Genomic DNA, 19,292 nt, shown 5'->3' on the forward strand with positions numbered 1-19,292 from the left:
TCTGCCTTTTTCTTGTACATTTTCTTCATCCATGATAAGATAATCTGCGAGGTGAACGAACATGAATAAAAAAGAAATCGCAGAAATTAAAAAGCAGTTTTCTCCTGCCAACTGTGCCATTACGCGGATCTGTGGCTGTTATGTAGACGGGGAAAAGACGATAAAGACGAAATCAAAAGATGCGTTCCTTTCTCTCCCGGAGGAGGAAATGTTTAAATATTTTGATCTGTTTAAGAAGACGCTTTCCGGAGGAATCGGGAAAAATCTGATGGATATGGAGTTCCCGCTGGAGCAGGAAACTTCCGGCGGCACCCAGGAGTTTCTTCTGAGACTTCGGGACAGTAAACTTCAGGATGATTCTCTTCTGGACGAGTTTTATCAAAAGATTATCGATTTTTATAACTATGGGGAAAATTATTATATTATTCTGATTCATGCAAACTACGATGTGCCTGGGAAATCTTCCGACGGGGAAGAAATGTTTGATGCTTCAGACGAAGTATATGAATTTCTCCTTTGCAGCATCTGCCCGGTGAAGCTTTCCAAGGCAGGGCTCTGCTATAATTCAGAGACCAATCATATTGAGGACCGGATCCGTGACTGGATCGTGGAAATGCCGGATATCGGATTTTTGTTCCCGGCCTTTAACGACCGCTCCACGGACATCCACAGTCTTCTGTATTATTCGAAAAACGCAAAAGAATTTCAGGATGATCTGATTGACAATGTCCTTGGCTGTCATGTGCCGATGCCTGCAGGGGATCAGAAATCCACCTTCCAGTATCTGGTCAGTGATACCCTTGGGGATTCCTGCAATTTTGACACGGTCAAGACACTTCATGAGAATCTGACAGAAATGATTGAAGAGCATAAAGATGAGCCGGAGCCGCTGCGTCTGGACAAGACGGATGTGAAGAAACTTCTGGAGCGAAGCGGCGCCAGGGAGGAAAATCTGGAACAGTTTGACCGGGAATTTGATGCTGCTGCCGGGGACACGCCGTCTCTTCTGGCGTCCAACGTGGCCAACACCCGAACCTTCGAGGTCAAGACTCCGGATGTGGTCATCAAGGTAAATCCGGACCGGACTGATCTGGTGGAAACAAAATTGATTGACGGCATCCCATACCTTGTCATTCAGCTCAGTGACAGCGTGGAAGTCAACGGCATTCCCGTTTCCAACCGGCCGTCCGGATCTATTTCAGAATAGAGACACATACATAACAATGGCGCCAGTTCTGCTGAGGTCAGAAATTCCCTTCTGCCTTGGCAGGACCGGCGCCTTTTTACTGGTTTAAGCGTTCTTCTGCTTTCCTGATCGTCTGTCGGAAGGTAGAATTTTTGCATTCTTTCTTATAATCAAATGCCATCTTCGTATGCTCTTTTCAGATTCTCCATCCTCTGACGGATATCAGCTTCAAATTCCGCCTCATCCAATTCCGGGTCCTTTGTTGTCCTCCAGATTTCACACGGCAGATCCTCACATCCGGCACAGCTGGTACGGTACTTTTTGTAAACGGCGCACCGGTAAATCGGGCAGGCCTTTCCCTTCGGAGCGTGGAATACTTTTCCGGAAAGCTCATTGCATCCCCCGCAGATGGAACCATAACAGCTGCACGTATAACATTCTGTACCACAACAGGTGATGCCCAGAATTTCCCGCTGCCGTTTCCGGCTGAATCCTTCCAGTACCAGGCGGTACGATTCATCCAGCATGTCTTTCATCAGGTCATCCGGCACCTCCCCGTCCGTGCGGATCGAGTTCCAGTTGATTTTGTCAGAATAGTATCCCGGCAGAATGTCTTCGTACTGGCTTCGGAATACCTCACCTTTTACCGGTTCCAGCTTCAGATTAATATAATAAGGGCGCTTCTCCTGATCCAGACAGATGGCTGCAAACATTTTTCCGCCCACATGGTATCGGATCCAGTTCCAGACCGGCTGATAATCTTTCGTCACGCCCCGCTTTTTTAACAAGTACGCATCCATCCACTCATATCTCATCTTGTCTCCTCCTCTTTTTCCTTGACTATAGCACACAAAACATGACACCTGTCTATCATGTTTCCATTGTATCAAAAAAAGAATCTGTTTTACCGTTTTGCCGGTAAAAAGATTCTTTTTCTGATATATAAGTTTTATTCTTGTTTTGCACCCTCCCACTGAGAATGCTTTCCTTTGCATTAAAAAATCCAGATATGAAACGGAAGAAATCTTCCTGCTCCCACCGCAACGACCATGTATACGATTACGATCACATACGCGCGGATATCCTGGCTGCTGTAGACAAGCGGCTTCATCTTTGTTCTGCCTTCGCCGCCACGATAGCACCTGGACTCCATTGCCATGGCAAGGTCATTGGCTCTCCGGAACGCCGAGACAAACAGCGGCACGAGAATTGGAATCATGGCTTTGGCCTTCTGGATAATATTTCCGCTGTCCAGATCCGCTCCCCTTGCGATCTGGGCTTTCATAATCTTGTCCGTCTCCTCCAGAAGAATCGGAATAAACCGAAGCGCAATGGACATCATCATGGCGATTTCATGTACCGGCACATGCAGATGATTCAGCGGACGCAAGAGACTTTCGATGGCATCGGTCAGTGCCGTCGGCGTTGTCGTGAACGTCATCAAAGATGCACCCATGATCAGATAAATCAGACGGATTGCCATGTAAACTGCTGTCCGAAGCCCTTCTTCCGTCACCCGGAACATCCAGATGTGAACCAGAGTTCTGCCACCGGTTGTCAAAAACAGATTGAAGAGAATCGTAATCAGCAGCAGAATGAAGATCGGCTTCAATCCTTTGAGAATATATTTTACCGGAACTTTGGACAATTTGATGCATCCAAAGAGAAAGATCGTGGCAATCAGATAGCCCGGAATACTCCGGAATAAAAATAGCGAAATCAGATACAACAGTGTACTGACAATCTTTACACGCGGGTCCAGTTTATGAACAGGGCTCTTCGCCGGATAATACTGGCCTATTGTAATATCTCGTATCATTGTTTTAATACCCTTTCTATTTCATCGGCTGCTTCCTCCACAAGAGTGATATCTGTAGAAACCGGAACTCCCGATTCTCGCAGTTCGTGCATAAGATATGTCACTTCCGGTGCGGCAAGTCCCACTTCTTCCAGCCGTTTATAATGTCGGAAAACCTGTTTCGGTGTGTCATCAAAAATCTTTTCTCCGTGATTCATGACAATGATCCGGTCCACATATTTGGCAACGTCCTCCATACTGTGGGAAACCAGAATTACTGTCATATGGGTGGTTTTCTGGAGCAGTGCAATCTGATCCAGAATGTCATCCCGTCCTTTCGGGTCCAGTCCCGCTGTCGGCTCGTCCAGTACCAGCACCTTCGGGCGCATGGCAAGGACACCTGCAATGGCCGCCCTTCTCTTTTGTCCTCCGGAAAGATCGAACGGAGATGCATTGTATAAAGACTCTGGAAAACCAACCATCTCCAGTGCCTCTTTTGCTCTCTTCTTACATTCCTCCTCGGAAAGCCCCTGATTTTTCGGGCCGAAGCAGACATCGCTTAATACATCCGCTTCAAAAAGCTGATGCTCCGGATACTGGAACACCAGTCCCACCTGCTGCCGGAGAGCTTTCATAGAGTAACCCTCTTTATAAATATTTTCACCGTCAAAATACAATTCTCCGCCGGTAGCACGGATCAGACCGTCCAGATGCTGGATCAGTGTAGATTTCCCTGATCCGGTATGTCCGATGATGCCAATAAATTCGCCCTGCCAGATATCCAGATTGACATCCTTCATGGCCTGCTTTTCGTAGGCAGTTCCCGGACTGTAGACATAATTCAGCCCGCGAAGACTTAAAATCGGCTCCCCGTCCGGTCGGGTACGCGCGTGATCTTTGACCACTTCCGGCGGCAGGGAATTCTGAAGAACTCCTCTCTCCTTTGCAAGGACACAAACCTCCTGACAAAGCTTCTGTCTCGTCAGCGTTCCCGCGGAAACCGGAAATCCTTTTTTAATCAGCGCATCCGCCACTGCTGTCGCCTGCGGCACATCCAGGCGGTAATGCTTTAACAGATCCACCTGCGAGAAGATCTGCGTTGGATTTCCCTGCATGACGACTTTCCCTTTATCCATTACATAAATATAGTCGGCATCCGTCACCTCTTCCATATAATGGGTGATCAAAATGACCGTCACCTTCTCCTGCCGCTGCAGATCCCGGACCGTCCGGATCACTTCCTTCCGGCCATTCGGATCCAGCATCGCCGTCGGCTCATCCAGCACAATACACTCCGGCCGCATGGCAACCACACCTGCAATTGCCACCCGCTGCTTCTGTCCGCCGGAAAGCTTGTTCGGCGAACTGTAACGATATTCCAGCATACCTACTTTTTCCAGCGCATCCTCTACTCTTTTCCAGATCTCCTTTGACGGCACCCCCAGATTCTCCGGGCCGAATCCAACATCCTCTTCCACCACCGTGGCAATGATCTGATTGTCCGGATTCTGGAACACCATCCCCGCACTCTGGCGGATGTTCCACAGCTCATCCTCATCTTTGGTATCCCGGCCGCCGACCCACATCGTGCCGCCTCCCGGAATCAGAAGCGCATTGATATGCTTTGCAAACGTGGATTTTCCGGAACCATTGTGTCCCAAAATGGCAATAAACTGCCCCTTTTCAATCTCCAGATCTACCTCATCAATGGCCCGCTGCTTCCCGATGACATTTCCTTCCTCGTCTCGTTTCTCATATTCAAATACAAGCTTGTCGGTTTTTACCATACTCATCTGCAGTCAACCTCTTACTTCTTCATTTTTCACCATATTTCGTATAGTGTACCACATTCCCGGTCATTAGTAAAATGGAAAAAGAGCTGCCGCCAGAACCAGCAACAGCTCACATCTCTCTCTAATCGTGCATTTCGTCTTCCTTTTCTTGCTGAAAACTTCTGCAGCACTCTTCTAGCAGCCGGAAAAAATTCTCTGCATGCCACCCGTCATTTACCGCATGGTGAAACTCTACTGTTACAGGCATTTTCATCCGTCCGTTTTCCTCATGATACTTTCCAATCATCACAAAAGGAATGTAACTGACATTGTCCGTTCCATACTTTGTAAAAGAATTCGGCTTGGCGTACGAAAGACTCGTGTAAACAGTATTCGGCATCGTGGAAATATGCACGTCATCCATCGCCTTTTGCTGATAGGCATACAGGCTGCTGCATTTTTCCGCTTCTTTCTTATCCTTTAAAAACGCCTCATAGAACTTCTGGAAATCCTCCTGGTATCCTGTCCGTTGATGTGTAAAAAGATGATCCGTGTTCTTGCGCATCAAAGTATAATGAGTATTCACATGATCCCATACGCAGACTTGACCGTCCACTTTTGCATACCGGTATCTTTCATCCAAATTGACTGTCTTGGTAATACAATAACAGATAGAAGGATAAAATTTCCATTGATGTTTATGAATCGTCTCCAGGAATTCCGTAATATCAATCTCAACTGTCAGATAAAAAAGATAGCCGTGAAACAATTCATAAATCTCTTTTCGATCCCAGTTTTCATAGTCGATTTTCTTTTTCATCTTCCTGTTCCTTTTAACCTAGATCGTTTCCGGTTCCGGATATTCTTCGCCGAATGTCTCCACCGTAACTTTTTTCATTCTCTGGGTTTCCAGCGGACGGTCACTGTAGTCTGTCGCTGTCTCAGCAATCTTATTGACCACGTCCATTCCCTCTGTCACCTTTCCAAATGCTGCGTAAGCGCCGTCCAGATGCGGAGCCGCTTCATGCATAATAAAAAACTGGCTTCCCGCAGAATCCGGATGCATCGCACGTGCCATAGAAAGCACACCCGGCGTATGCTTCAGATCATTTGTCACACCATTCTGCGCAAACTCACCCTTAATGGAATAACCAGGGCCGCCCATACCTGTACCATTCGGGCATCCTCCCTGAATCATAAATCCACGGATAACTCTGTGGAAAATCAATCCATCATAAAATCCCTTTCCTGCAAGAGACACAAAATTTCGAACTGTATTCGGGGCAATTTCCGGATATAACTCCGCCTTGATGATATCCCCGTTCTCCATCTCAAACGTAACTACTGGATTTGCCATATCATTTCTCTCCTTTATCTTTATTAGGCTAAAACGATTGTAACACACTCCTCTGCGGCAGGCAAGCCGCCACACTCTGACGTCAACCTCTTTTCTGTAATACAATCCGGAAGGCTCGGCCTGCATAATTCCGGCCATTACTTTTCGGACAGCTCATACAAAATCATACCGCCCTTCTCCTCACAGCCCGTATTCCAGATCTCGTGAAAGGAAAAAGCCTTCTTCTCTCCGTAAGTCGCCGTCTGAATCAGAAAATCCTTCTCCGTCTCCTCATAGCCTATCACCATAAACCAGTGCCAGATATAATCCTCAAACACCTCCCGGTTTTGATGACGTAAAAGCAGAAACGGCACCGGATACCCTCTATCCATCCGCTCCTTCAAAGCCTCCTTCGCTTTTCCTTCCGGCTCTCCGCCCCACAAAATCTCCATCCGAAGTTTCGGCCTTTCCGGATCCGGATGATCCTCAAGATACCGTGAAAAACCATCCACAAACCACTCCGGATTCTTCACGCCTCCAACCCGCGGCTTGATATACGGCTTCATCATCTGGCTGAACACAACATAGTCATCCTTATTCAGATTTTCAATGTCAAACGGATACCATCCTGTATTTCCAAATCTCTTTCCAAAATAAATACACGTATCACAAGCCGCCGCTGCTGCACAGCCACCAATATGCATCACTACATTTGAAAACCAGTCCTGATTCCCTCCAACAGCACCATCAATCCCAAAATAATCCAGCTCCAACATAGTTACCATCACCCTTTTACGGGGACGTGTTCCGATGCACCGGAACACGTCCCCAAAATACAGTTGTTTTTTAATTATCTGTCAATATAGATTATTGCTTCGTACGGACGTAATATTCCGTCTGTGTTTTCTGTGTTATAGTTATGTATCAGTTTTTCTGTTTTATTCCATTTTTCTATCAGTCTGCATGGTGCCGGTGTAGCTGTAAAGTTTGCGATGACGCACATTGTTTCTGTTTCAGTTGTGCGTGTGTATGCAAAAATCTGTGAGTCTTCTTCAAGCAGGAGATGGAATTCTCCTTCTGTGAAGATTTCGTTTGCCTTCCGTAATTTTATCAGCTTTTTATAGTAGTTGTAAATAGAATCTGGATCTTTGGTTTCATTTTCTGCATTGATTTCTGTGTAGTTTGGATTGACTTCGATCCATGGGGTTCCTGTGGTAAATCCTGCGTTTGTGCTGTCGTTCCACTGCATTGGTGTCCGTGCGTTATCGCGGCTTTTTGCGTAAATGGATTTCATAATATCTTCTTTTTTGTATCCTGCTTCCAGCCGCTCCTCGTACATATGGAGTGTCTCGATATCGCGGTAATGGGTAATATCCGGGAATCTTACGTTTGTCATTCCCAGTTCTTCTCCCTGATAAATATATGGAGTTCCCTGCATTCCGTGTAGAATGGTTGCAAGCATTTTGGCGGATTCTACGCGGTATTCTTTGTCATTTCCCCATCTGGATACGATTCTTGGAAGGTCATGGTTGTTCCAAAACAGGCTGTTCCAACCGCTTCCGTGCAGTTCTTTCTGCCATTTTGCAAAGTTTTTCTTCAGTTCCACAAATGGAAGCGGGCTGAGGTCCCATTTTTCTTTTCCTTCTTCCTGATCCAGCATCACGTGCTCAAACTGGAATACCATGGAAAATTCGCTGCCGTCCGGATTGCTGTAACGTTTTGCCCGTTCCGGGTCCGCGCCCCATGTTTCACCGACCGTAATCAGATCTGCCTTCTGGAATGTTTCTTTACTTAACTCCCGCAGAAATTCATGCAGTTTTGGACCGTTTGTCGTGATTTTCTTATCTGGTTCTTTGGCAATCTGATCGATGACATCCAGACGGAATCCTCCAACACCTTTGTCCATCCACCAAAGAATCATATCGTAAATCTCCCGTCTGACCTTTGGATTTTCCCAGTTCAAGTCAGGCTGTTTTACAGAAAACTGATGGAAATAATACTGACCAAGCTCCGGTACCCATTCCCAGGCCGAACCGCCAAAGGATGCCTTCATATCATTCGGGAGCACTCCTTCCTCACCATCACGCCAGACATAGTAGTCGTGGTACGGATTATCCTTGCTTTTCTTCGCCTCCTGAAACCAACGGTGTTCATCGGAAGAATGGTTCAGCACCAGATCCATAATAATTTTGATATTTCTTTTTTTTGCTTCCGCAATCAACTGCTCCATGTCGTCCAGTGTTCCAAACATCGGATCAATATTTTGATAGTCCGAAATGTCGTACCCATTGTCGTCCTGCGGAGACTGACACACCGGCGAAAGCCAGAGTGCGTCCACTCCAAGATCCGCCAGATAATCCAATCTAGAAATAATACCCGGAAGATCACCGATTCCATCCCCGTTACTATCCTGAAAACTCCTTGGATAAATCTGATATACTACCTTATCCTGCCACCACTTTCTTGCCATAACAAAACTCCTCCTTTGACTTTTTTCAGTACCCTGGCATTTCCAAATCGCCGCCTAGAACTGTCACATTTTCTCATACAATATTAAAAACTCGCTCTATTCTGAAATTTTTCATTGGGGACAGGTTCCGTTGCATCGGTACACGTCCCCAACAAAAGGGTTAACTGTATTATACTTGCATTTTTTGTTTTTTTCTTGTATTATTATCTTACTATTTTGTACGATTCTGCTTTTCAGGTCCTATAAGCCCTAAAAAAACCTATAAGTGCTCAACAGGTTGGGAGGTGTATTGGATGTGTGCTGATATGGATCTTCGTGATCGTTCGTTTTTGATGAAGCGTGAGGGTGTGCGGCATGGGGACCGGCTGTTTCCGCTTGAGAAGTATGATGTGGTGTTGTCGGAGGAGTTTCCTCTGGTGCCGGCGCACTGGCATGAGGAGGCGGAGTTTACCTGGATCCGGTCTGGTTCGTGTGTGTATCATATTGATTTGTGTGATTATCCGGTTGGGGAGGGGGATGTGATTTTGCTGCCGCCGCGTGTGCTGCATTCTGCGGGTTCGTTCCCGGAGAGCCGGATGGTTTCGGAGTCCTTTGTGTTTCATATGAATTTTCCGGGTGCGAGTGGTTCGGATCTCTGCAGTATGAAGTATCTTCGTCCGTTTGCAAACCGGGAGGTGCAGTTTCCGTATGTGTTTTCTTCCGGCCATTCTGTGAATCCGCATCTGCGGGATCTGATGTCCCGTCTGATCAAGTTGTATGAGTCCCAGGAGGAGGGCTATGAGCTTTTGATGAAGTCTTTGTTTCTGGAGTTATTTTACCGGATCTGGCCGTTCCGTCTTCAAAAGACAGTGTCCGTCTCTTCCAGGGAGCAAAGTGAGAAGCTGAAGCTGGTGCTGGACTACATTGATCTCCATCTGGAATCTCCCATTGCTATTTCCACGCTTGCTGAAATCTGCTGTTTCAGTGAATCGCATTTTATGCGGTTTTTTAAGACCCATGTGGGAATGACCTGTACGGAGTACATCAATGCGCTCCGCCTGGAAAGGGCCTGGCAGCTGCTGCAAAGCGGCAGGTATTCTGTCATTGATGCGGCCTTTTCCAGTGGATTTCACAACCTTTCTTATTTTTATCGGGTCTTTAAGAAAAAGTACCATATGACGCCAAAGGAGGCCTTAACCCAAGTGGAATAACGAAACCGGACGCCGGAAGTCTGCCCTTCAAAAGCGATCCTGTCGGATCGAATCGGGCGCCTCCCGGCGTCTTTTGTATCCATCCTGGCTCTTTATTCTTCTGTAATGGTAACGTTTGGCTCCGGTTCTGCGTCCGTCACCTGAATGCGGTACGTCTTCCCATCCTTCTCCCAGATGGTTTCGTACTGTCCATCCCTTCGGATTTCCTCCGTAATATCCCGCTCTTCTTCCCCAAGAACCAGTCCGATAGTCTGCTGATCTTCATGCCGTACCACAGACACGCCAAGTTTCTCTGCTTCTGTCATTTCTCTGCTGGTCCTGGTTCCTTCTTCCATATGGATCACATACTGATCCCCTTTTTTCTCCAGTCCGGCTCCAATCTGAAGGACTTTCCCGTCTGCAAAAAATTCCACCTGAAACTGTCTGGCCGCCGCTGTGCCTACGATCGAGCAGGCAAACATTCCAATGCAGGCCGCCGCAAGAACCACTGCCTTTCTCCGGGCCGGCCTTCTGGCCGCCCGCTTCCTCTGCATCACCTTGTTCACTGCATGTTGATCCGGCCTGAGCCTGGTGCATGCCATTTTATAAATTTCCATTTCTCTGAACCCGTCTGTCTGATTCATAACGTAATCTCTCCTTTCCATCCGCCATTTCCCATGTCTGCTTTAACTTCTTCCTCGCCCTCGCAAGCTGAGTCTGAATGGTGGATTCCTTTTTCCCAAGCATTCCTGCAATCTCTCTGATGGAATATTCTTCGTAATAATAAAGATAAATGACGACTCTGTATTTTCTTGGGAGCAAAAGTACATCCGCCAGAACTCCCTCCTCTGTCGTCAGATCCGCCGGACTTCCGGATACCAATGTGTCCGTTCCCGGATGCAGTTCTTCCAGAAGTGCTTCCCGTTTCCGGAAGGGCTTTGCAAACAGGCGCCTGGATTCCCGGACGGTCACCTGAATCAGCCATCTGCGCAGGTGCTCCACACTTTGAAATTCCGGTGCGAACCGGTACAGCCGAAGAAATACATTCTGCATGACGTCCTCTGCATCGGCATGATTTCTGCAGTCGTGGAGTGCAATCCGGTACACCATCGGGCTGTATGTTGTCACAATTTCGTTATATCGTTCGTTGTCCACTGTCTTCCTCCGCCGAAACATATTTTCTGAAAAGCTTTTCACTTATCATACCTGAAAAAAAGTGTAAAAATCCCACTTTTTCGGATTTTCTTTCGATCGTTCTCCTGCTATAATGGAAAGACAGTGTTTGGGATGGCCGGAAAAGAAAGGAATGATCATGATGAATCAGGATTATCAAGAAGAACTCCTGCATCTGGAAAGCTGTCTTTCCGTGATTCAGGAAAATATCCGGCTGTATGAGGCCAGAGAACAGGCCTCGCGAAAAGAGGTTACAGCGTTGTTTCAGGCTGTCCGCAAGGGGGAGGGGGATTCCTACGGTCAGCTGGTCGCAAGCCAGAATATTCTGGAGCATGTGCAAAATACCCTCCGCAAAAACAGATCGGCGCTGCATCAGCCGTATTTCGGGCGGATTTTCTACGACGATCTGACCTATGAGGCCTCGGAATGCTGCTATATCGGGAAAAACGGCATTTCGAAAAATCAGACCGACGTGATTGTCGTGGACTGGCGGGCTCCGGTGGCCAATGTGTACTATGAAAACAGTCTGGGAAACGGACATTACGCCGTTCCTGGATCCAGCGATGTGGAAATCGATCTCCACCAGAAACGGACCTACGACATTTCCGACGGCACGCTGCACGGCTACTACGATGATGATATCGCCGCCAATGACGACCTGCTGGTGAAATATCTTTCTCAGAATAAGGACGCCGTGCTGGGGGATATCATCGCCACCATCCAGAAGGAGCAGAATACCATCATCCGGGATCTGCCCAGCAAAAATATCATCGTCCAGGGTGTGGCCGGCAGCGGAAAAACAACGGTGGCCCTCCACCGGATCTCGTACCTTCTGTACAACTACGAAGATCTCTACAAGCCCTCCGAGTTCTGCATCATCGGAAGCAGCGACATGCTCCTGCACTATATCCGGAGCGGTCTGCCGGAGCTAGATGTCCACCATATCCACGAAATGCGGATGGATGAAATCTTCCCGTATCTGATGGAGAAAGCCTGGAAAAAGCAGTATCAAATCGTGCCGGATTATCCGGAGGCGGAAATCAAGAGCCATCTGCCTTTTATCCGGGCACTGGACCGGTTTCTGACAGAACTTACCGAGGAAGCACTGAACCTTTCGGATATCACGGATCCGGATCTGGGCGTAGTGCTCTCTCTGGAGAGCATGCTGGAGGCAAGAAGCTATCACCCGGAAGATTCTCTCTATCAGTTCGAGAAACACTTAAATGAACGGATTCTCTCCCGGCTGAAATTTCTCTGCACCGAGCGGTCATCCGATTTTAAGAAAGCCAAACGCCAGGCATTCCGGAAGTATTTTGACTCTTCCGTCCACAAATGGACGGTTCCGGGACTTTACCTTGCATTTCTCACCGAATTGGAAGAACAGGATTCCTCTCTTGATTTTTCTGCGACAAAAGCCGGTGTTTCAAAAGGGAAAACCGATGTTTACGATGCGGCCGCCTTTGGCCTCATTTACCGCCGGATCTTCCAAAAACAGGATCAGGATGTATTCAGCCAGATCTTTATCGATGAGGCTCAGGATTTCGGTGAAACCGTCTATTATGTCCTCAAGCAGATGCTTCATGACTGTTACTTTACCATTATGGGGGACGTCTCCCAGAACATCCGCTACGAGACCGGCATGAACGACTGGGAACAGCTCAAAGAAGCCATGTTTGATTCTCCAAAGGACAGCTTCTACCTTCTGCTGAAAAGTTACCGGAATACCATAGAAATTTCCCGCTTTGCAGGGCAGGTCCTTCAGCGGGCTTCCCAGGGCGGCTACCAGATCGATCCGGTGATCCGCCATGGTCAGCCGGTATCCATTCTGCAGGCAGAGCCTTCCGGACTCTTCTACCAGCTGCAGGAGACTCTCCGGCACGTCCGGGAAAAGAAGTTTGAAACCATCGCCGTCATCTGCCGGACGCCGGAAGAGGCCGCAGAGCTGAAATCCGGCCTTGGCATCCCTCTGGAAGAGGACGACAACAGCTTCCACAACGGCGTCATGGTACTTCCGGTCTCTCTGACCAAAGGTCTGGAGTTTGACTGTGTCATCCTCTGGAAGCCGGACGAAGACCACTATCAGGATCATCCAAAGGACGCAAAGCTCCTCTATGTGGCCATCACCCGTGCCCTCCACGAACTCTATCTTCTGACGGACCGGCCGCTTACTCCTCTCCTTTTGACTTCCACAGGCAGCGAAAGTGTGCTAAAATAAGGCCGTACAAAGGGAAACAGGACTCAGGGAGGGATACCTATGATCATCGAAGGAAATCCAAAACAAAAAGAAGCAATGGAAGCCTTTCACCGTGGCGACCGCGCCGAAGGACTGCGGCTTCAGGAGGAGTTTGCCTCCGCATTCCGGGAAGAGTATAAGGACAAGGATCACTGCCCTTGCCAGAAAGCCTGCCGCTACCACGGCAACTGCAAGGAATGTGTAGCCATCCACCGGGCTCATCAGGAACATGTACCGAATTGCATGCGCCCGCTCCTAAATAAGAAAATCCGGGCACTTTCCGAGCTCACCGAGCACACGATCGCTCTGGAAATTGAGCCGCCAAAAGAAGTGCTGAGGAAAGAAGTTCAGAAATAAAAACAGCCCCATGCTGCAGCTTTGTTATAGTTGCAGTATGGGGTATCTTTTCTGATTCTTTAATAGACGTCCGAAACAGACTTGATAAGCTCTCTTTGTCACCGGACTCCATGACAGCAGATCAATTCTCCAACTGGAGCCTTCAAAATCCCGGCGATTCTCTCACATTTTACTATCATCAAATGGTAAATGTTCTTGTCGGTGCATTCACTGAGACCTCAAAATTGCCCTGACCTTTGCTGATAATAACATCCGCCTTTTCAAACACATTCCGAAATTGCAAAGAAGTATCTGACAGTACCGTACCAAGGGCTCCGCTTCCGTTCTCGATCACCTCTGCCACTCTTTCCATTCCTGTCATGCGGACATCCAGAATCGTCACATCATTGACAATCGGTTCCCCTCTGACTCCATATGTAACGGAAAGATCTGGGTACTGCTTCCGGATTTCTTCTATAAACAGTTTGTCCAACACAATTTCTCCGCAGTTATCCCCTATATACAACACACTTTTTGCATCTTTCAAATCTTTAAAGAGCTGCCCGCTGTCATCCACCGCCAGCATTCCATTCATCCGATGGTATACTTCTTCCATCACAAAACGGACTTCTCTGCTCCCTGCAAAATCAATCTGATTTCCAGCGGCTGCCAGACGCAGGGCACCACAAAGCGGGTCTTCTGAGCGCTTCACCGACAAGCGAAGTTCTTCCTCCTCATCCAGAAGCATCCGGTTATACCGCTTTTTTATCTCTGCATAAGGATCTTCCTGTCCCGTTTCTCTGGTAATCAATTTCCAGGTCTCACCCATGATCTCCGAATTTGTTTTCGAATAGTCCGCCTCGGCAAGAAACGCCACAACTTTGGATACCAGATGCCTGTCTGACAATTCATCCATATCCAGCAGACGGATCACACGATACACCTGATTTAAATTACAGAGCATACACGCATGATGCATTAACATATACTTTCCTCTCCCATTTCTTCTGCAATGAATTCGTCCGCATCCAGCAGGTTGATATGGCAGTAGCCGGCCGGATTCTTATCCAGGTAATCCTGATGGTATTCTTCTGCATCATAAAAGCAGGCAAGGGGCATGCATTCTGTCACAACCGGATTTGCATACTTCTGCTTCTCCTTCTCGATTGCCGCCTCAATCACGGGCCGGTCCTCTACATCCACATAATAGATGCCGTTCCGGTACTGTTCCCCAACGTCACCGCCCTGCCGGTTGAGCTCCGTCGGATCCACAACCTTGAAAAAGGCTTTTAATAACAGTTCCAGGGAAATCTGTTCCGGATCATACACGACCTTCACCGTCTCCGCGTGCCCTGTCGTATTGCTGCAGACCTCCTGATACGTCGGATTCTCCGTTCTGCCATTGGCATATCCGGCCGTCGTCTCTGCAACACCCGGCAGCTTTTTCATAAATGCTTCCATTCCCCAGAAGCACCCTCCAGCAAAATAGATTGTTTTCATATTTATGTCCTCCTTATGCAAATTGTTCTCTTCCTGATGCTTTTTCCAGGAGAGCGGATAAGGTGTATTCGGACTCCCCATCAAAACCACATCCGGTATAAAAAACTCTTCGTTCTGTTCCTGATCCGTCCAAACCAATTTTAAAGAAGTTTTTGGAATTCCTCCACCGTCATTCCACATTCCACGGCCGCCTGTTCCACGGTCAGCACCTGCTTCCGATACAAATCAATTAATGTCTGTTGAATTCCCTGTTGAATTCCCTCCTGGATTCCCTGGCGCATTCCTTTTTCGTGTCCCTCCTTGAGTGCGCGCTCTGCTGCACGCTCTGCCGCATGTTTGAAATGCTCATAGTCGCGGATCGCCCGTTCCCTCGCTTCATATTCGCGCCTTTTTTCTTCATCCTGGCTCATTTCCAACAGGTCTTCGTATGCCTCTTCCAAATATGGATTTTCTTTTGCCAATTCTTCCATCTCCTTTTTGTCCGGCCCCCGGAAGAATTTCATCCATGCTACAATCCCGTCCGGATCCTGATAACCTTCCGGTATCTTGGGCAGTTCCAGAATCTGAATCTCCATCTTATCGCTGTACAGCTTCATGGTCTTGTTATCCCGAAAATTGATCACGTGGTAACTGATGTCATCATCATGGAAATATGTGAAATTCAGGATTCCGACCTGGATGCACTTCTGAAGTTTCTCATACCCTTCTCCTTTTTTCAGCTGATCGGCAAACATCTTGCACAGATAAAACATCTGCCGCTCGTCCCAGTAATCCACATAGGCAACCTGCATCTCCATGTCGATCTGAATTCCGTTCCGTAAAAGGACGTGTACATCCAGGATGCCCTGTTTTTCCTCTTCGGACCGCCGGGAAAGCTCATTTTTCAGCAGAATCGTCTCGCCGATTTCTTCGGGTGGGACTTTCAGCAGCACTGCAATAAATCCCTGTCTCGTCTTTGGATTGCGCATCAGCTCTTTGAAACACCAGTCCACATAGGGTTTCATGATAAATTCTTCCTGGCCGTTTGTGATTTTTTGATTGGTTTCATTTGTTCTCATAGACAGTCTCCTTTCTGAGATGGCTTTTGCATCTGCCTGATAAGGAACTGTTCTTCTTTCTACAGTGTACCATAATCCGTGAAAGCCGAAAAGGTCTGTTCTTTTCTGACAGATGTCTCTGCCGTATTCAGTTTGATTGATTGGATAATCCGGCGAACGCCGTTGAATGAGAAAAGCAGAATGCTTTTCAGATAGTGTTATCTTATCACAGTGACCTGGATAACTCCATAAAAAATCTGAGAATTCTTTCTAAACTTTTTAAAATATTCTACGTGTTCATGTATGAAAAAGACGGAACGGGCTGTCCCTTGTTCCGTCTTTTCAATAGACCTATGGCGTTTCTTTTCTGGCGGCTTTCCTTCCCTGCCGGATCTCCTCCATGAAATCGGTCATCTCTTCGGAGAGCTGGTCGAAGAGATAGGTTTTCCCTTTTGTGTCTTTGTGGTCCAGATACGTTTCCCTGATCTCGATACTGGCCTGTTCGATTTCTTCCTTCAGTCCTTTTGCAGAAAGCCTTCTTGCGCCCTGTCCCATGATGATGATCTGCTCCAGTCCGTCCGATGTGGCGACAGTCACCTGGTGGGTACGACCGATTTTATGTACCGTCTTTTCGATATACTGATCCGCTGTCTCAGCTTCTTTTGTGTAGACGACATAGATATTGTGGTACTTCTGTACCTCACCCGGATGTCCTTCCACTTTGTAGGCGTCAAATACAAGGATCAGAGTCTGCTTTTTGAACCCCTGATAATTGCTCAGGATATCCATTAGTTTATCTCTTGCCGCCTGGATATTGATTTTGGACAGCTCTTTTAATTCCTCCCACGCAAAGATAATGTTGTAGCCGTCTACAAGGAGGTATTCTTCCTCCTCCTTCTTTTTCGCGTAGACGGTCTTCGGCGCCCTGGAAGGGGTTTTGGTTTTCTGTTTCTGGTATCCGTATTTTCGTTCCTGGCCGGACCCGTAGGTACGGTTGAAGATCTCTTCCAGTTCTTTTTCGTCTCCCCAGCCGTAACTGGAGGTCAGGGTATAGGAACGGGGTGCGGCCGCTTCTTCCCGGGGCTTTTCTTCTTTCAAGCAGCTTTCCAGATGCATATAGTCTTCTACCTGATCCCACTCCACATAAAATCCGGCACCATGGGCACAGAATACGGATCCCGCCGGGTTGTCCGCATCCAGCTGCGGCCGGTATCCTGCCGCCTCGATGATTTCCTCCGCATTGTGGCATGGCTCGTACCCTTTCAGAGTGCAGGACATCCTTCCAAGCCCTTTCGTATAGGCAATGACTTCCATCTGGTATCCCTGAAGCTCCGATACGGGAACGCTGCCGCGCAGGACGGCGCGGTCCATCTCCTGCTCCGGAGGCGCAAAGGAGCCGCCCATCTTCTGGATGTCCGTCATAGCTCGCCCGATGGATTCCTGCGGGACTTCCAGAATAAAGTCGTAGACCGGTTCCAGCAGGATACTTTCCGCCTTCATCAGTCCCTGCCGGACAGCGCGGTACGTCGCCTGCCGGAAGTCTCCGCCTTCTGTATGTTTCTGGTGGGCTCTTCCGGATGCCAGGGTGATTTTCAGATCGGTGATTTCCGATCCGGTCAGAACTCCTGGATGCTTCCGCTCTGCCAGATGGGTCAGGATCAGACGCTGCCAGTTCTTATCCAGCACATCGTCGCTGCACTGATTGTCGAGAACGAGTCCGCTGCCCCGCTCACCCGGTTCCAGAATCAGATGGACTTCCGCATAGTGGCGGAGGGGCTCAAAGTGTCCCACCCCTTCTACTTTCTTCGTAATGGTTTCCTTGTATACAATGCTTCCGGAGCCAAATTCGGCACGGACGCCGAACCGCTCTTCAATCATGCTTTTCAGGATTTCGATCTGAACCTCGCCCATCACCTGGACATGGATCTCTTCGGCCTGCTCATTCCATACGATGTGCAGTTCCGGTACTTCCTCCTCCAGCTGCCGGAGTTTCAGAAGCATCAGGTGAACGTCCTCCCCGTCCGGGAAAAGGATCTGATAGGAGAGCACCGGCTCCAGCATCGGCACCTGGGCGTCCTCCTCCATTCCAAGTCCTTCCCCGGACCAGCTGGAATCCAGTCCCGCCACGGCGCAGACCATCCCGGCGGAAGCCTCCTCCACCGCCTGATAGGAGGCACCGGAGTAAATCCGGATCTGATGAACCTTTTCCTCCCAGGTCTCTTCCGGGTCCTGCTGTTTTCTGCCCCTTAAAATGTCCTTGACTTTCAGTGTCCCGCCGGTGATTTTCAGATAGGTCAGGCGAGTCCCGGACGGATCTCTTGCAATCTTGTAGACCTTTGCCCCGAAGACATCCGGATAGGATGGTGCGGTTGTAAAGGTGTCAAATACCTGAAGGAATTCCTCCACTCCCTGCATCTTCAATGCAGATCCAAAGCAGCACGGGAACAGCTTTCTCTCCCGGATCAGAGTCCTTACCGCCTCATCCTCGATCTCTCCGGTCTCCAGATAATATTCCAGAAGAGATTCTTCGCACACTGCGATATTCTCCAACAGTTCCTCCCGGCTCTGGTCTTTGCCAAAGTCCACACACCGCTCGTCCAGCTCTTTCTTTAGTTCCTGCAGAAGGGTCGTCCGGTCCGTCCCCGGCTGGTCCATCTTGTTTACAAAAAGAAAAACCGGAATCTCATACCGGTCCAGCAGGGTCCAGAGGGTGCGCACCTGTCCCTGGACGCCGTCCGCCCCGCTGATCACCAGCACCGCATAATCCAGTACCTGAAGGGTTCGTTCCATCTCCGCGGAAAAATCTGCGTGGCCCGGCGTATCCAGGAGCGTCACCTGCCTGTCCCCGATCACGGTCTGTGCCTGTTTGGAAAAAATCGTAATGCCGCGGTCCTTTTCCAGCTCGTAGGTATCCAGAAACGCATCTTTATGATCGACTCTTCCAAGCGTCCGGATTTGTCCGCTCTGATATAAAATACTCTCGGCCAGCGTCGTTTTTCCCGAATCCACATGGGCGACCAGACCGAGACAAATCTGTTTGTCTTTATTTCCAGACGTATCTTCCATATGAAAATACCCCTTTCTGTTCGATAGTACAGATACTATCATAACACAGAAAGGGGACGTCTATAAAGGGAATTCTCCCGCTTTTTCACCCAGGGTTGTTTCATGAATGATTTTTAAAAGTATAAATCGATCTGATTTTATCGAGGGTTATATATGCTATACATCAGTATATGTAATCCTCGACTTTTTGTTCGAGTAGAGGTATAATGTCTTATA

17 protein-coding genes and 1 pseudogene are annotated in these 19,292 nt (G+C 48.3%); 4 read left to right on the forward strand and 14 right to left on the reverse strand.

Annotation, left to right across the window (positions count from 1 at the left end):
* Positions 1-61: 61 nt before the first annotated feature.
* Positions 62-1,207, forward strand: coding sequence for a DUF4317 domain-containing protein (locus Selli1_RS15285; RefSeq protein WP_087168548.1), 1,146 nt, complete (start codon positions 62-64; stop codon positions 1,205-1,207).
* Positions 1,208-1,356: 149 nt separating this feature from the next.
* Here Selli1_RS15285 and Selli1_RS18415 read toward each other — a convergent pair whose 3' ends face one another.
* From Selli1_RS18415 to Selli1_RS15320, 8 genes and pseudogenes are all read right to left on the reverse strand, one after another.
* Entirely contained in the window at positions 1,357-2,001 is a 645-nt protein-coding gene (locus Selli1_RS18415; RefSeq protein WP_330677614.1) for an MmcQ/YjbR family DNA-binding protein, read from the reverse strand.
* Positions 2,002-2,180: 179 nt separating this feature from the next.
* Complete coding sequence (locus Selli1_RS15295) at positions 2,181-3,005, reverse strand: energy-coupling factor transporter transmembrane component T family protein (protein ID WP_087168549.1); 825 nt, start codon at positions 3,003-3,005, stop codon at positions 2,181-2,183.
* Positions 3,002-3,847 carry an energy-coupling factor transporter ATPase gene (locus tag Selli1_RS18590; RefSeq protein WP_334304886.1) on the reverse strand — a complete coding sequence of 282 codons (846 nt, stop codon included), beginning with the start codon at positions 3,845-3,847 and terminating at the stop codon, positions 3,002-3,004. Before Selli1_RS18590 ends, Selli1_RS15295 begins: the two co-directional genes overlap by 4 nt.
* Before the next feature lie 102 nt (positions 3,848-3,949).
* Positions 3,950-4,777: pseudogene (locus Selli1_RS18595) on the reverse strand (energy-coupling factor transporter ATPase); the annotation flags it as partial.
* Between the two features lie 121 nt (positions 4,778-4,898).
* On the reverse strand, positions 4,899-5,576 hold the full coding sequence (locus Selli1_RS15305) for a CatA-like O-acetyltransferase (RefSeq protein WP_281844500.1): 678 nt from the start codon (positions 5,574-5,576) through the stop codon (positions 4,899-4,901).
* 18 nt (positions 5,577-5,594) lie between these two features.
* Complete coding sequence (locus tag Selli1_RS15310) at positions 5,595-6,113, reverse strand: peptidylprolyl isomerase (RefSeq protein ID WP_087168552.1); 519 nt, start codon at positions 6,111-6,113, stop codon at positions 5,595-5,597.
* A 137-nt stretch (positions 6,114-6,250) separates the two neighbouring features.
* Positions 6,251-6,868: a hypothetical protein gene (locus Selli1_RS15315; protein ID WP_087252685.1), complete on the reverse strand. Its 618-nt coding sequence runs from the start codon at positions 6,866-6,868 to the stop codon at positions 6,251-6,253.
* Positions 6,869-6,942: 74 nt separating this feature from the next.
* A complete protein-coding gene (locus Selli1_RS15320) occupies positions 6,943-8,562 on the reverse strand; it encodes a glycoside hydrolase family 13 protein (RefSeq protein ID WP_087167239.1) in 1,620 nt (539 codons plus the stop codon).
* Between the two features lie 293 nt (positions 8,563-8,855).
* On the opposite strand from Selli1_RS15320, the gene Selli1_RS15325 reads away from it, so the two are divergent.
* The gene (locus Selli1_RS15325) at positions 8,856-9,752 is read left to right on the forward strand and encodes an AraC family transcriptional regulator (protein WP_191433959.1); all 897 of its coding nucleotides are present in this window, start codon (positions 8,856-8,858) and stop codon (positions 9,750-9,752) included.
* A gap of 92 nt (positions 9,753-9,844) precedes the next feature.
* Here the strand turns inward: Selli1_RS15325 and Selli1_RS15330 are convergent, their stop codons facing one another.
* Together Selli1_RS15330 and Selli1_RS15335 are read right to left on the reverse strand one after the other, a co-directional pair.
* Positions 9,845-10,375 carry a hypothetical protein gene (locus Selli1_RS15330; protein ID WP_087167237.1) on the reverse strand — a complete coding sequence of 177 codons (531 nt, stop codon included), beginning with the start codon at positions 10,373-10,375 and terminating at the stop codon, positions 9,845-9,847.
* A complete protein-coding gene (locus Selli1_RS15335) occupies positions 10,335-10,886 on the reverse strand; it encodes an RNA polymerase sigma factor (RefSeq protein WP_281844496.1) in 552 nt (183 codons plus the stop codon). The genes Selli1_RS15330 and Selli1_RS15335 overlap by 41 nt, the downstream gene beginning before the upstream one ends.
* Before the next feature lie 157 nt (positions 10,887-11,043).
* On the opposite strand from Selli1_RS15335, the gene Selli1_RS15340 reads away from it, so the two are divergent.
* Both Selli1_RS15340 and Selli1_RS15345 read left to right on the forward strand, forming a co-directional pair.
* Positions 11,044-13,119, forward strand: a complete 2,076-nt coding sequence (locus tag Selli1_RS15340; protein WP_281873810.1) for a HelD family protein — start codon at positions 11,044-11,046, stop codon at positions 13,117-13,119.
* A gap of 39 nt (positions 13,120-13,158) precedes the next feature.
* Complete coding sequence (locus Selli1_RS15345) at positions 13,159-13,494, forward strand: LPS biosynthesis protein (protein ID WP_087252683.1); 336 nt, start codon at positions 13,159-13,161, stop codon at positions 13,492-13,494.
* Between the two features lie 178 nt (positions 13,495-13,672).
* Here Selli1_RS15345 and Selli1_RS15350 read toward each other — a convergent pair whose 3' ends face one another.
* The 4 genes from Selli1_RS15350 to Selli1_RS15365 all read right to left on the reverse strand — a co-directional run bounded on the left by Selli1_RS15350 (position 13,673) and on the right by Selli1_RS15365 (position 19,076).
* Positions 13,673-14,458, reverse strand: coding sequence for a damage-control phosphatase ARMT1 family protein (locus Selli1_RS15350; RefSeq protein ID WP_281844495.1), 786 nt, complete (start codon positions 14,456-14,458; stop codon positions 13,673-13,675).
* Positions 14,452-14,973, reverse strand: a complete 522-nt coding sequence (gene msrA / locus Selli1_RS15355; RefSeq protein ID WP_204229577.1) for a peptide-methionine (S)-S-oxide reductase MsrA — start codon at positions 14,971-14,973, stop codon at positions 14,452-14,454. The genes Selli1_RS15350 and msrA overlap by 7 nt, the downstream gene beginning before the upstream one ends.
* Positions 14,974-15,113: 140 nt before the next feature.
* On the reverse strand, positions 15,114-16,031 hold the full coding sequence (locus Selli1_RS15360) for an Rpn family recombination-promoting nuclease/putative transposase (RefSeq protein WP_191433967.1): 918 nt from the start codon (positions 16,029-16,031) through the stop codon (positions 15,114-15,116).
* Positions 16,032-16,361: 330 nt separating this feature from the next.
* On the reverse strand, positions 16,362-19,076 hold the full coding sequence (locus Selli1_RS15365; RefSeq protein WP_281844494.1) for a translation factor GTPase family protein: 2,715 nt from the start codon (positions 19,074-19,076) through the stop codon (positions 16,362-16,364).
* Between the last annotated feature and the right edge of the window lie 216 nt (positions 19,077-19,292).

The organism is Sellimonas catena (genome assembly GCF_027924685.1).
Lineage (GTDB): Bacteria > Bacillota > Clostridia > Lachnospirales > Lachnospiraceae > Sellimonas > Sellimonas catena.